The sequence below is a fragment of the Enterobacter cloacae complex sp. P14RS genome, assembly GCF_014895895.1.
GTDB classification, from domain to species: domain Bacteria; phylum Pseudomonadota; class Gammaproteobacteria; order Enterobacterales; family Enterobacteriaceae; genus Enterobacter; species Enterobacter bugandensis.
Genome location: NZ_JADBQM010000028.1, coordinates 1 through 13,964 on the forward strand (window position 1 = coordinate 1; position 13,964 = coordinate 13,964).

Sequence of the window (13,964 nt, forward strand, 5' to 3'; positions counted from 1 at the left end):
GTATAAATAAATAATAGGTTGATTTCATAATGGACTCGACCATTAACAAATATTTAATAATTTGAAATAGACCACTTAAACAAATTTTACGTGTTAAAGAATGGTTAAGATTAAAGTCTACTGTTGGGCTAAAAACCAATTGTCGAAAAAATTAAACTTCTGTAAATTTCGCTTCAGCAAGTGAGAGGGTGAAAACAAAGTTATCGGATAAATATCTTTGCGTTCTGCTTACTGCACGTTGGAAATGAGATATCTGGCGCAAAAAATAAATGGCCTAAATCCATCTGGATGTTGCTGCCTAAATTTCGGTAATTTATAAAGTTATTAAGGAAATCAAATCATGAAAAAGAATATTATTGCTGCTGCTTTCGCTGCGACTGCTGCTCTGACCATGTCTAACGCATTCGCTTCTGCTGGTACCGTTAATTTCACCGGTGAAATCATCGATGCAGCGTGCACCGTTGACGCGGGTTCTGTAAACCAGACCGTTGATCTGGGCCGTTACAGCAAATCTGAATTTACCGCTGCTGGCGATAAAACTGCTGCGACTAAATTCTCAATCGTGCTGACCGACTGCCCGGCAACCGTAACAGGCGCAACCATCAAGTTTGACGGCTCTGCGGACCCAGCAAACTCCAACCTGCTGGCTGTAACCGGTGGCGCAACGGGCGTTGCTATTAACCTGATGACGGCTGATAGCCAGGATCTGCCGCTGGCGGGTGTTAACAGCCACGTATACAGCCTGGCTGAAACTGTACCAAACACGCTGGACTTCTTTGCTCAGTACGAAGCAACGTCTGCAACTGTTGGCGTAGGTCCAGCAAACGGTGTAGCGAACTTCTCCGTTAGCTACCAGTAATCTTCCTGACCGGAAAAATATATGAGGGCCGGTATACGGCCCTTTTTTATCGAGGTGTAAAATGAATTTTCTTAGCAAAACTTTAATTGCCTGCGCAGTGATTTCAGCAAGCGTGTCCGCCGCCAATGCGGGTGTTATTATTGGCGGAACGCGTGTCGTCTATGATGGCAATAAAAAAGAAGCTTCCATTGATGTTAACAACCCGGATAAGACGCCGTATCTTATTCAGTCATGGGTTGAGACATTAAATGGTGGCGCTGAGAAAGCTCCTTTTATTATTACCCCTCCGTTGTATCGTCTCGATGGTGGACAGCAAAACATTGAGCGTGTCGTGGTGACCGGCAATTTGCCACAGGATAAAGAAAGTCTCTACTGGCTGAATATTAAAGCGATACCGTCAGCGCCCAAAAAAGATAATACGCTGCAAATTGCGATTAAAACGCGCATTAAGCTGATATACCGTCCGGCAGGCTTAAAGTCTCAGCAGCCGCAGGAGTTGAGTCATCAGTTAACCTGGCGTCGTAATGGTAATCAACTTCAGGTTACCAACCCAACCAGCTATGTCATTAACTTCAATGAAATCAGTCTGGGCGGTAAAAAAATTGAAAATGTTTCGTATGTACTTCCTGGGGAATCAATGAATTTCACGCTGCCTGCTGGCGCTAACTCAACCTCTATTAATTATAAAGTCATTAATGATTATGGGGCAGTGAGTGACGTGCAAAGCGCAAGCTTGTGAAAATAATTGGTTTTGGAATGTCGTTTCCAAGGTGACGTGAATGATGATAGTAAGGGAATATAATAATTTTAAACCTGCGCGATTGGCTTTACTGATTGCATTTGCCCTCGCGGGTTCAATGCAGAATGCCATGGCGCGTGATTACTTCAACCCGGACCTGGTTGAACTCGATAATCCGCAAAATGGAGGTAAAGCCGATCTCGCTGCGTTTGAAGCGGGCTCGCAGGCGCCGGGAACTTATCACGTCGATGTGATGCTGGATAACGAACTTGTTGATACGCGTGATATCGAATTCAAAACCTCTGGTGCTCCCAATGATGAGGGGAAATTAGAACCTTGTCTGACCGTGGAGCAGCTTAAAGAGTGGGGCGTAAAAACCGAGCTATTCCCGGCGCTGGCGGTGGACAACGAGCGTTGTGCGAACCTGCACGCGATACCATCCGGATCCACTGAATTCCAGTTTGGCGCACAGCGTCTGCTCATCAGCATCCCGCAGGCGGCCATTTCTCGTCAGGCGCGTGGATACGTTCCACCAGAACAGTGGGATGACGGTATTACGGCTGCGCTGCTCAACTACAGCCTGAGTGGCGCCAACAACCGCTCGCGCAACGGGAGCAGTGATACCAGCAACACGCAGTACGCTAATTTGCGTCCGGGAATCAATATCGGACCATGGCGTCTGCGCAATTACACGACCTGGTCACGGGATGAAGATGGCAAGGACAAATGGGATAGCGTTTATACCTACGCCCAGCGCGCGATCGTTCCGCTAAAAGCGCAGATGACCCTTGGCGATAGCACTGCGCCCGCTGATGTCTTCGACAGCATGCCGTTCCGCGGTGCGCAGCTGGCCTCCGATGATGATATGCAACCCGACTCCCTCAAAGGGTATGCACCTGTTGTCCGCGGTATCGCGCGTACCAATGCGCAGGTCATTGTCCGTCAGAATGGGTATGAGATTTACCAGACCTACGTTGCGCCTGGTGCCTTCGAGATTACGGATATGTATCCGACAGGGGGAGCAGGCGATCTGCAGGTCACGATAAAAGAGGCTGACGGTAGCATTCAACAATTCACCGTTCCCTTTGCGTCATTGCCTGTACTGCAGCGAGAAGGGCGATTCAAATACGCCGTCACGGGTGGGCAATATCGTTCCTACAACAGTAGTGTAGATAAGACGCCGTTTGCGCAAATTACGGGCATCTATGGCTTACCGTATGGCTTAACGGCATACGGCGGTGGTCAAACGTCCAGCCACTACCAGTCGGTCGCTGCCGGTATGGGCAAGAACATGGGAGATCTCGGCGCAGTTTCTGTCGACGTCATTCAGGCATGGTCCACCCCACAAAATCTGCCGACCGATAGCGGCCAGTCCTGGCGCGCCCGCTACAGTAAGAACTTTGTCGAAACCGGCACTAACTTTGCTATTGCAGGCTACCGCTATTCGACCAAAGGCTTTTACGGTATGCAGGAAGTGCTTGATTCTTATGGCGATAACGGTGTGATGCAAAACAGACGTCGTAACCGTATGGAGCTAACCATGAACCAGTCTCTGGGCGGTTCATTAGGCTCGATCATGGTGAGCGCCGTTCGTGAAGATTACTGGAATTCCGGGCGAGCGATGGAGTCCTGGAGTCTGGGGTATAACAATTTCTGGAACGGCATCAGCTACGGTTTGACGTATACCTCAACGCGTAACGGGACGCCTGGTACCTACGGTAACCCGACGAGCTATGACAAAGACCGGATGGTGGCGTTTAACATCAGCGTGCCGCTGGATAAATTCCTGCCGCAGACGTGGGCAAACTACAGCGTTAATAACAGTAAAAATAGCGGAACGACCCATACGGTTGGCATCAACGGCACCGCGCTGGAAAACAATGCCCTGAACTGGAACGTTCAGCAGGGATATGGCAGCAATAATGTCGGATACAGCGGCAACGTGAACGGTGATTACAAGGGGACCTATGCTGAGGTGACGGCGGGGTACAGCTACGACCAGAACAGTGAGCGCCTGAACTACGGTATCCAGGGCGGGGTCATTGCGCATGCTGACGGCGTGACGTTATCGCAACCGCTGGGCGAAACGAACGTTCTGGTAAAAGTGCCGGGAGCGAAAGGTCTGACGGTGCGAAACCAAACGGGCGCGAAAACGGACTATCGGGGATATACCACGGTAAATAACGTCAACGTCTACCGTAAAAACGATATCGTAATCGACCCAGAAAGTATGTCCGATGATGTAGAACTGGATCTCACGACCCGAACCGTTGTGCCTACGCGCGGAGCTATTGTTCGCGCTGAATACACTGCCAACGTTGGTCAACGTGCATTGTTTACGTTATTGCGCGGTAACGGACAGCCCATTCCCTTTGGGGCGATTGTCAGCGTAGGTGGTATTAAAAACAGCGGCTTTATTGTGGGCGATAATGGACAGGTTTATCTCACAGGCCTAGGCGAGAATGTCGACCTTATCGCGCAATGGGGTGAGGGTAGTGATAAGCAGTGTAAAGCCTCATACGTTTTAAAACCTTCCGATGTTAAAAATAACATTGCGGTTGTCAGTACTGTTTGTCGATAGGAAATAAAATGAATCTGCTTAAATATTTTTTGCTGTTGATATTGACATTAATATCTTCAGAAAGCTTTGCCGGATGTGCGAATAATATCGCTGTGCAAAATTTCAATTTAAATTTTAATACGATAACTGCGCAGCGCGATGTTGCGCCGGGAACGGTGGTTGCTTCCCAGTCGGGTATTTATAATGTAAATATTTCATGCCCTGATACCACTAACGTCTATCAGGAGGCGATGAACGGTACGTCACAGGGGAACAGCGTCTATGATATAGGTGTAAGTGGGTACGGTGTGCGTGTTTCTGAAAATGACACGGGTGGTGGTTTTCACCACTACTTTCCAATTGGGTTTGCTCTTGGCAACTATAACGCGTCTTATATGTATAAAGTTGAACTGGTAAGAACAACCGGTTCTGCGGCATCAGGAACCCTTCGCAGTGGACAAGTTGCCAATGTGTCAATTTCAAACCAATTTCTTATTGCAACATGGAACATAACCGGTGGAAGCATCACTACTCTGGCCTGTAGCCTTAATACAGCGGCGCTGAGTTTTCCTATAGGTAATATTCCTGTTGCAGGTTTTGGTTCAACAGTGGGCACTACACCAGCCAATGCGCAAGTAAGTCAAAATCTTGGGTTAACCTGCGATTCGGGTGCGAATATTAATATTTCCTTAAGCGGTCAACAAAATCCGGACGTGACCAATACAAGTGTTTTAGCTTTGTCAGGTCAGGGGAGCAATGGAGTTGCACAGGGAGTTGGCGTACAGATTTTATATGGCGGCGTGCCACTTAACCTTAATAATAATATTTTGCTAAAGCAATCACCGGGGGGTATTGAATCATTTCCTCTTGTTGCTCGTTATTATCAGACGAAGCCGACTGTTAATCCCGGGACAGCAAACGCAACAGCAACGTTGAATATTACTTATCAATAAGGAGTATGATATGAATAGTAAGTTAAGTATTGTGGCTTTGTTGATGACTGCCCCCATTTTTTCGTGTTCTGCGGATACTGTAAATATTAACGTGACGGGTAATGTCGTGGCGTCACCCTGCATTGTTAACGGCGGGGCAAGCAGCCTTAATGTTGATTTAGGAAATATACAGGCAACTGCACTCGCGGCTGCCGGATCGTCATCTACTGCGGTACCATTTACACTAACGGTTACAAACTGCCCGACAGGTACCAGTACTGTAAAAGCATCTATTGGTGGTTCTGCTTCCCACGACTCACCTAATCTCTATATGAATTCAGGTACAGCAGGTAATGTATATGTTGCTTTGTATGATGGTGTGACAGGAAATATGTTGGGTCCTGGATCTGCCGTCGTTAAAACAGTCCAGAGCGACAGTACGGCATCGATAGCATTAAAAGCTAACGCATATTCTCTATATGGGAACACAACGCCTGGTTCGATCAGTTCGGCAATAACAGTCACAATGACTTACCAGTAAAGGTAAATATATGAATGTCAAACCGTATATAATTGGGGTGGTCCTGAGCTCGTCACCTTTAATTACTTGCGCTGATACAACAATCAGCGTAACCGGCCAGGTTATTGCCAGCCCGTGTGTTGTTGACACGGGCACCGTTTCGAAAGTGGTCAATCTGGGGGAAGATACAAAGCAGAATCTCATTAATGCCGGTGATGGGGGCGTCTGGTCTGATTTTGATCTGCTGGTGCAAAGTTGCCCAGCAGGCACCAGCAGCGTAACGGCCAAATTTACCGGTAATGCCGATACGCAAGATCCCACGGCATGGAAAAACAGCGGGACCAGCAACAATGTGGCATTACGTATTGCCAGCAGGGATCATGCGACAGCATATAGCGTGAACAGCACAATGCAGGTGAATGTCGACAGCAGCACGCGCAGTTCGACATTCCCGCTGTCAGCGAGAATGTTTACGCCACAAGGAAATTCCACTGCCGGAACATTCCAGGCAGTAATGAATGTAGATTTTACTTATCAGTAACGGCTGAAATATCTTTTTTAAAATAATAAGTTTGAGACATCCATGTTGATTAATTCCTTGCTTGAGCATGCTATATGCGGTGTTCGGTTCCAGCCTATCTATTCTTCACAGGAAAAGAAGATAAAGGCTTGGGAGATGCTAAGTACCTTACGTCAGGGAATTGATTGCGAAACGTTTTTTGAAAAGATGTCTTTAAATGCAAGCTCTCGTTTGCTGCGCTGGCAGTTGCGTATAATTCCTCTGTGTGAAGAGGAGGGTGACTATTTTATTAACGTCCCCGCAAAATTATTATGCCAATCAGAATTGGTCAGTGAAATATTGCCCAGCCTGCGTTCTGGTATCGTTATTGAGGTACAAGATCCGTGCAATTTTATTTTGCTAACAAATGAAGAGCGAGAGAGTTTTGATATAATGCACCAGAGAATAAAGAAAACAGGTGCAAAGATATGGTTGGATGATGTTAGAAGTGAGCATTTAGCGCCGCTGGGTGAACGTATTTGCATATTTGATGGTGTTAAAGTAGATAAAAAGAGCTTGTGGGAAAACAGATCGACTCCCCGGGCCTTACAATCAATGATAGCCTACTGCGCTATGATGGTAGATCAGGTGCTTATTGAAGGCATCGAAAATAACGAACTGTTTTCTTTGGCTCAGAATACTGGATGCAATTTAATGCAGGGATTTCTTTGGCCTGAAAAAAAGTTGAGTGTCGATTATGTCTCGGTCTGATAAATGATAAATGTTTTAATTAAAGAAGATGATTTTTTATATCACCATAGCCTCAGGTCATTTGTTGAAGATTTTTTTAACAATGAATGTACAAAAAAAGTCAATTTTCTCAATGGCTATGATGTGGAGAATATTGCTCGGGCGGGAATAATCGTTTATGCGTTCAGCAAGGGCGAACATTATACCTGTTTCCCGGAATTAAAATGCGCGCGTAAATGCGTCATAATTGGTATTACCGAAGCGGAAGAGCCATCGTCATCGTTTTTACCGCTCTGCATTCAGCAGACCTTTTTTGTGTCGCGCTCAGCGTCACTCTATCTGTTGAAGAGGGTATTGCGCCAGGCCTGGAGTGCATACAGTGCGCCTGTTATTCCTGTCCTTTCAAAAGCCTGTTTAAGCTGTAAGCATAAAACGTTATCACAGCGTGAGCTCAATATTATGGCCGGTCTTTTCAAGGGGGAATCCGTCAAAAACATAGCCAGGGAGATGATGCTCACGCCAAAGACGATCTATGCCCATAAGTATGCGGTTATGCATAAGTTTAACCTGAGCAGTGAGCATGAGTTGCTGGAGCTCCTGAACCGCTTGCTTGAAAAGCGCTGTAACCCCAATTTGTTTCGTGATGCATTAGATCTGTTTCATTAGGGAATTACCCGGCCAAAAAGATGATCATCCTGGTGCCGGGTAAACCTGATGCTATTTACGCTGTTCCTCAGACGTTCGCCGCGCTCATCAGCCGCGACTTCATGGACTGATACGCCGACGCCGCATAGTCCTCCGCCCAGCGCTGATCCTCAATCGCCTCCAGCTGCACCGCGCAGTACTTCGTTTCCGGGGTTTTCGAGATGGGGTCGAGATTATCCTGCGTCAGCTCGTTGCAGGCCCCGATCCACCATTGATAGGTCATATAAACCGCCCCGGCGTTGATGCGCTCGCTAATGCTGGCGCGGGTGATCACTTTACCCCGGCGCGAACGTACCCAGACCAGTTGACCGTCGCTAATACCTAGTCTGTCCGCATCGGCAGGATTCACCTGCACTCGTCCCGGCTCATCGGCGAGGCTTTGCAGCGCGGCGCAGTTACCCGTCATCGAGCGGCAGGAGTAGTGCCCAACTTCGCGTACCGTGCAGAGTACCAGCGGATAATCATCATCGGGCGTCTCGGCCGGCGCGCGCCACGGTGCGGCAAAGAGCTGCCCTTTACCGCTCGGGGTATCGAACTGATTATCTTTGTAGAGGTACGGCGTGCCGGGGTGATCGAGCGTCGGGCACGGCCACTGCACGTGGCCCATCTCGCCCATTTTTTCATACGTCACGCCGTAGAAGAGAGGGCACAGCTCGCGCATTTCATCCCAGATCTGCTGGTTATCGTCGTAATGCATCGGATAGCCCATCTCGGTGGCGAGCAGGCTGATGATCTCCCAGTCGCGCTTCACGTTGCCTTTGGCCTCAATAGCCTGGCCAAAACGCTGGAAACCCCGGTCGGCGCAGGTAAAAACGCCGCCGTGTTCGCCCCATGAGGTGGCAGGGAGCAGAACGTCCGCCACTTCCGCCGTTTTGGTCATAAAGATGTCCTGAACCACCACGAAGTCAAGCGCCTCGAAACCGCTACGCACCAGGCCGAGATCGGCTTCCGTCTGCAGCGGATCTTCCCCCATGATGTAATAGGCTTTGACCTTGCCTTCCAGCGCAAGGTGAGGCACTTCGGTAATGCGCGTTCCGACGCGATCGTCCATGTTATTCACGTCGATCCGCCAGGCATCGGCGAACTTCTGCCGGACAGCCGGATCGGTCACATCCTGATAGCCGGGGAACATATTCGGCAGAACGCCCATATCGCAGGCGCCCTGAACATTGTTTTGTCCCCGCACGGGACCGACACCGACGGCAGGGCGGCCGAGGTTGCCGGTCAGCAGCGCCAGGCTGGACAGCCCTTTGACGACATCGACGGCCTGGCCAAACTGGGTCACGCCCATACCCCACATTACGGTGGCGGAAGGGGCCGCCGCGAAGGTGCGCATTGCCTGACGAACGTCGCGGGCGGGGATGCCGGTGAGGTGTTCTACGCGCTCTGGGGCATACTCTTTCACCGTCTGCCGATAGGCCTCAAGTCCTTCGGTAAACCGCGCGACGTAGTTCTTGTCGTACAGCTCCTCTTCCAGAAGCACATAGCCAAAGGCGTTCACCAGCGCCATGTTGCTACCGTTCTTCAATTGCAGATGCTGATCGGCAATGCGCGCCGTTTCGATGCGGCGCGGGTCGCAGACGATGATTTTCGCGCCGTTTTCACGGGCCTTTAGCACGCGCCGGGCGACGATAGGGTGGGAGTCTGCGCAGTTATAGCCAAATACAAGCAGGCATTTGGAGTGTTCAATATCGTTGATAGAGTTGCTCATTGCACCGTTGCCGAGGGTCTCCTGAAGTCCGGCGACGGAAGGACCGTGACAAACGCGCGCGCAGCAGTCGACGTTGTTGGTGTGCAGCACCGCGCGGGCAAATTTTTGCATCACGTAGTTGGTTTCATTCCCGGTGCCGCGGGAGGACCCGGTGGTCATAATCGAACGCGGGCCGAACTGGGCTTTTATGCTGCTGAGCTTCCGGGCGGTATAGCGGATAGCCTCTTCCCAGGTCACCGGGGTGAATGCTTCGCCTTTGCGGTAGCGGATCATGGGCTGGGTGAGACGAGGGGTGAGAAGACGGGTATCGTTGAGGAAGTCCCAGCCGTAAAATCCTTTCAGACATAAGGTGCCCTGGTTTGTGGCCCCCTCTGCCGCTTCGGCACGGATGATACGGTTATTTTCAACGACAAGGTTCAATTTACAGCCTGCTCCGCAGTACGGGCAGACGCTGGCGATCTTTTTCATCAATAACAGACCTGTTAAGAAATGAAGCAAAATGACTGGTAAGCCCAGTCCCGTAACAGGGAGTAAGCAGAAACCATGCCATCTTTATAATGCTTCTTTACAGGGGGTTATGAAGAGAGGGGGGTGTCATCGTCAGCCTGTTCGACAATTCTGACGATGACACGATCGCTGAATGACAGGGCGTTTAAACGTCATCCATGGTGTAGCCCACAACGATTTCCAGCGTCTTGCGAATCACATCCGCCTGAACCACGTCGTGAGTGGCTTCCAGCGTTTGAATGAGCCAGAGGATGATGGCTTTATTGGAAATATGACCTTCAGAGGCCAGAACACAGCGTACTGCAGTAGAAAAAATAGCGGACTCTTCAGCAAAACGATCGCCTGCGTGACGGAAATATTCCGCCAGCGCACTGTCTAAAAAAGCAGAGTGGTATTCGGGTTGAAGCTGAATATTTTGTCTCATTTGTTCTCACCGTAGCTGTTAAAATGCAGTCAATGTATTTTTTTGGGATCGGACGGCTTTCCCTTTCCAAACAACGACACTACATTGCCTCTGTTATCATTGAGAGGTCCCTCTCTGCTCATTCGTCCTTGCGCGGTTCTGCGACGTTTTAATCCGAGGCTTTTTGATCCGATATCGGCAATCGCCTTCGCCAGTGTCTCCCGCCGCCGGGGATTCTTTTCATGTGTTTTCATCTGCCGCAGACGCTGAACCAGAGCTTCAGTTGTAACGGGGCCACGCTCTCTCAAAAGAGAAAGAACGGCTTCGCCAATCAGCTGATCGGTCAGTTTGTCTGCGTCACTGCGGTTCATCACGTTATCGTTCGAAGAGCAAACCAAGCAGCATATGGTAATGCTGTTCCTCTTCGGGGCCCTCGGCCCTTTCAAGGCGACTTAACAGTTTGGTACAGAGCGATTTGCGATTGAGATTTCGCCCGTCGCTAAGGATCTCAACAACGACCTGACCCAGCGTTTCCTGTTGGGTGGGAAGCGTGGCTTTTTCGAAGTACTGTGCGATCGCTGCTGCGGAATCTGCGACGTAACCTTTCTGCTGCATGTTTCGCTCCTGTAAAATTTTGTAATCAGTAACGTTACATTTAAGGTATACACTTTTTCTAAATCTGTACATTGAAAATGTACAATTTTTTAATAAAATCAGGATATATTTTATAAATGCTCTATTTTTCAATTGCTTGTTTGTTGTTCATGAAACGGTAATGCTACAGAATATATTGTACAAAACGCACGACCGCTGTTAAGTTGTACAACACTTGTGAGAGTGCCATTAACGGGCGTAAATGATTGAGATGTAAATTATTTGTGAGGCAATTAATGTGCTATAAGAGAAGTCTCTCCACATGTTTTTGTGGTCAAAACCCTTAACCCCCAGGAATCGCATGCTTACAACCATCATTTACCGCAGTCATATCTGCGAGGACGTTCCAGTGAAAGCACTGGAATCTATGGTCGCTGCTGCAAATAATAAAAACCGGCAAGCCAACGTCACGGGGATCTTGCTGTTTAACGGCACACATTTTTTTCAGTTGCTTGAGGGGCCAGTGGAGCATGTTTCTGCTATTTATGAGGAGATCTGCAACGACCCGCGACACCATAACGTAGTCGAGCTGATGCGCGATCACGGCCCCGTCCGGCGTTTTGGCAAGGTGGGGATGGAGCTTTTTGATTTGCGCCAGTTCGACAGGAATGAGGTGCTGCAACAGGTGCTGAACAAGGGAACAACACGCTATCAGCTGACTTACAATGACCGTCCGCTGCAGTTTTTCCGTACCTTTGTCGAGGCCACGGAAAAAGCGAACTATTTTGAACTGCCGCCTGCGGATTCCTGGGAGTTCGTTCGCGAAGAAACACGCTTGTCAGCGCAACCCGAGGTAATCGCGAAAGGAGCGGATTGCAGCTTTGCTTTCCAGCCGATAGTCGATCCGTTTATGCAGCAGGTCGTCTCCTGGGAGGCGCTTCTCCGCACGCCTGACGGCGGCGCTCCGGGGATCTACTTCGCCAATCTGCCGCGTGACGACGTGTATACCTCTGATTTGCACAGCAAGCAGGTGGCACTCTCAATGGCCAGTGCACTCGGGTTGCAGAACCAGACGTTATCCCTCAACCTGCTGCCTATGACGCTGGTTAACATTCCTAATGCCGTTGATTTCTTGCTCACCGCAATTGAAGCAAACGGTTTTGTCCCTGAGCAAATTGTGGTGGAATTCACCGAGAGCGAAGCCATTTCCCGTTTTGATGAATTCACGGATTCGGTCAGACAGCTAAAAAGTGCAGGCATCAGCGTGACGATCGATCACTTTGGTGCCGGCTTTGCGGGACTACAGCTACTGGCCCAATTCCAGCCCGACAGAATTAAGATTAATCGCGATCTAGTCGCGAACGTGCATAAAAGTGGCCCTCGACAGGCCATCATTCAGGCGATTATCAAATGCTGTTCCTCGCTTGAAATTCAGTTCTGCGCGGTCGGCGTGGAGAAGGCAGAAGAGTGGATGTGGCTGGAATCTGCGGGCATTTCCCAGTTCCAGGGCCATCTGTTTGCAAGCCCCCGGCATGGCGGAATTCCGGCGATTGCATGGCCGGAGAAGAAATTCGATTTTTGATAAAGCTGTACAAAATTCGGCAGAGTTAGCTGTACGAGAAGCAAACTTTAGACAACAATGTATTAACAGGTGAAGGGAGAACGACCCCTTTCACCTGAGCAAAATGCGGTCTTAGTTATACAAATGGTTTGTACAATCTGATAAGGTTGGTGTAGTTAGGTATGGAAGTTCTGAGCGTGAGGGAGTTAATGGCCTATTACAGTATCGGCGAAGTGGCCGAACGATGCGGTATCAACCCCGTTACGCTGCGTGCCTGGCAGCGACGTTATGGATTGTTGAAGCCGCAGCGCAGCGAAGGGGGTCATCGTCAGTTTGACGATGAAGATATCCTGCGTATTGAAGAGATCAAACGCCTGATGAAAAGCGGCGTTTCGGTCGGAAAAGTAAAAGCCTTGCTGGAAAATAAAGAAGTCCTGACTCAGGGTAACTGGGTCTCGTTCCAGGAAGAGATGATGACCGTTCTGCGTTATGCCAGCCCGGCAAAGCTGCGCGCCAAAATCGGTGAGTTCCGCCGGGATCATCCCATGGATGCGCTGATTGATAACATCATTTCCCCCGTCCGCCAGCGAATGAATCAGGATCAAAATACTGTACGCCACATGGCGAGCATGCTTGACGGCGTCCTGATTGAATTCGCGGTTCTAAGCCTGGCGGAGTCGCGCAAGAAAGCGGGTAAAGATGCGTTGCTTATCGGCTGGGAATGCGATGACCGTACCCATCTTTGGCTTGAAGCCGCGCGGCTGGCGCAGCAAGGCTGGCACATTGACGTGCTGGCGGACCCGATTGATTCTCCGCGTCCTGAACTTTTCCCGGGGCAAAAAATCTTCGTCTGGACGGGAAAGACGCTAACACCGCGTCAGCAGGAACAGCTGGATCACTGGCGTGAGCAGGGTTTTAGCGTTTCATTTCACCAATAATAATCAGAGGCCTTGAGGGCCTTTTATTGTTTTAGACACTTCCAGAACAAAAGCTATCTCAAAAATAGGCATTTCCGATACATATTTTACTTTTCCTCTCTTCGCTGTTTTCTCCAACAGATAATCCATTAATTTTCAAAGTATTGAACAATTAAATCCATCCTGCCTGCATCCTGCCACAGGGTCTATGCTTAATAAAAGTAGACAAAAAGGGCGGTTTAGCCGAATGCCCCTGCTGACAGAGGGTTGAAGTGATAATCGTTATCACTAACATGGTGTTATGCCCTGATGGCTAATCAGATGAGGTGGACCTATGGAACTGCATTCAGAAACCTTCAATCCTGCCGATTTTGCCTGGCGTGGATTAACGCTCACGCCTGCGGCGGCGGCGCATATCCACGAGCTGGTGGCAAAAAATCCCGACATTCTCGGCGTGCGCTTAGGCGTTAAGCAGACCGGCTGCGCGGGCTTTGGCTACGTGCTGGATACCGTCACCGCACCGGAAAAAGATGACCTGGTGTTTGAAACCGACGGCGCAAAGCTGTACGTCGCGCTGCAGGCTATGCCGTTTATCGATGGAACCGAAGTGGATTACGTGCGGGAAGGTTTAAACCAGTTATTCAAATTTCATAACCCGAAAGCCCAGAACGAATGCGGCTGCGGCGAAAGCTTTGGGGTATAGGCGG

General features: G+C 49.5%; 15 protein-coding genes. 11 read left to right on the plus strand and 4 right to left on the minus strand.

Features of this window, described 5'->3' with window-relative positions; translation table 11 throughout:
- Positions 1–340: 340 nt before the first annotated feature.
- From IM295_RS21415 to IM295_RS21450, 8 genes are all read left to right on the plus strand, one after another.
- On the plus strand, positions 341–859 hold the full coding sequence (locus IM295_RS21415) for a fimbrial protein (protein WP_028012852.1): 519 nt from the start codon (positions 341–343) through the stop codon (positions 857–859).
- A 61-nt stretch (positions 860–920) separates the two neighbouring features.
- Positions 921–1,598 carry a molecular chaperone gene (locus IM295_RS21420; RefSeq protein WP_032651564.1) on the plus strand — a complete coding sequence of 226 codons (678 nt, stop codon included), beginning with the start codon at positions 921–923 and terminating at the stop codon, positions 1,596–1,598.
- A 40-nt stretch (positions 1,599–1,638) separates the two neighbouring features.
- A complete protein-coding gene (locus IM295_RS21425; RefSeq protein ID WP_063417428.1) occupies positions 1,639–4,179 on the plus strand; it encodes a fimbria/pilus outer membrane usher protein in 2,541 nt (846 codons plus the stop codon).
- 8 nt (positions 4,180–4,187) lie between these two features.
- Positions 4,188–5,111, plus strand: a complete 924-nt coding sequence (locus tag IM295_RS21430; RefSeq protein WP_193067294.1) for a fimbrial protein — start codon at positions 4,188–4,190, stop codon at positions 5,109–5,111.
- Positions 5,112–5,121: 10 nt separating this feature from the next.
- Positions 5,122–5,631 carry a fimbrial protein gene (locus IM295_RS21435; RefSeq protein WP_088728392.1) on the plus strand — a complete coding sequence of 170 codons (510 nt, stop codon included), beginning with the start codon at positions 5,122–5,124 and terminating at the stop codon, positions 5,629–5,631.
- A gap of 10 nt (positions 5,632–5,641) precedes the next feature.
- Entirely contained in the window at positions 5,642–6,151 is a 510-nt protein-coding gene (locus IM295_RS21440) for a fimbrial protein (RefSeq protein WP_193067295.1), read from the plus strand.
- Positions 6,152–6,193: 42 nt separating this feature from the next.
- Positions 6,194–6,880 (plus strand): EAL domain-containing protein, encoded by a 687-nt coding sequence (locus IM295_RS21445; RefSeq protein WP_193067296.1) that lies wholly within the window; start codon positions 6,194–6,196, stop codon positions 6,878–6,880.
- A 3-nt stretch (positions 6,881–6,883) separates the two neighbouring features.
- A complete protein-coding gene (locus IM295_RS21450) occupies positions 6,884–7,525 on the plus strand; it encodes a LuxR C-terminal-related transcriptional regulator (RefSeq protein ID WP_045261554.1) in 642 nt (213 codons plus the stop codon).
- Between the two features lie 67 nt (positions 7,526–7,592).
- On the opposite strand, the gene fdhF is transcribed toward IM295_RS21450, so the two are convergent.
- From fdhF to ycgZ, 4 genes are all read right to left on the minus strand, one after another.
- Positions 7,593–9,743, minus strand: coding sequence for a formate dehydrogenase subunit alpha (gene fdhF / locus IM295_RS21455; protein WP_193067297.1), 2,151 nt, complete (start codon positions 9,741–9,743; stop codon positions 7,593–7,595).
- 184 nt (positions 9,744–9,927) lie between these two features.
- Positions 9,928–10,206 (minus strand): biofilm/acid-resistance regulator YmgB/AriR, encoded by a 279-nt coding sequence (locus IM295_RS21460; RefSeq protein WP_028012859.1) that lies wholly within the window; start codon positions 10,204–10,206, stop codon positions 9,928–9,930.
- A gap of 29 nt (positions 10,207–10,235) precedes the next feature.
- Positions 10,236–10,556, minus strand: a complete 321-nt coding sequence (locus IM295_RS21465) for a hypothetical protein (RefSeq protein ID WP_047365422.1) — start codon at positions 10,554–10,556, stop codon at positions 10,236–10,238.
- Between the two features lie 4 nt (positions 10,557–10,560).
- On the minus strand, positions 10,561–10,800 hold the full coding sequence (ycgZ, locus tag IM295_RS21470) for a regulatory protein YcgZ (RefSeq protein WP_028012861.1): 240 nt from the start codon (positions 10,798–10,800) through the stop codon (positions 10,561–10,563).
- Between the two features lie 340 nt (positions 10,801–11,140).
- On the opposite strand from ycgZ, the gene IM295_RS21475 reads away from it, so the two are divergent.
- The 3 genes from IM295_RS21475 to sufA all read left to right on the plus strand — a co-directional run bounded on the left by IM295_RS21475 (position 11,141) and on the right by sufA (position 13,960).
- Positions 11,141–12,361 (plus strand): diguanylate phosphodiesterase, encoded by a 1,221-nt coding sequence (locus IM295_RS21475; protein ID WP_193067298.1) that lies wholly within the window; start codon positions 11,141–11,143, stop codon positions 12,359–12,361.
- Positions 12,362–12,549: 188 nt separating this feature from the next.
- Positions 12,550–13,278, plus strand: coding sequence for a MerR family transcriptional regulator (locus tag IM295_RS21480; protein WP_193067299.1), 729 nt, complete (start codon positions 12,550–12,552; stop codon positions 13,276–13,278).
- Positions 13,279–13,591: 313 nt separating this feature from the next.
- Positions 13,592–13,960, plus strand: coding sequence for a Fe-S cluster assembly scaffold SufA (gene sufA / locus IM295_RS21485; protein WP_041910386.1), 369 nt, complete (start codon positions 13,592–13,594; stop codon positions 13,958–13,960).
- Positions 13,961–13,964 lie beyond the last annotated feature (4 nt).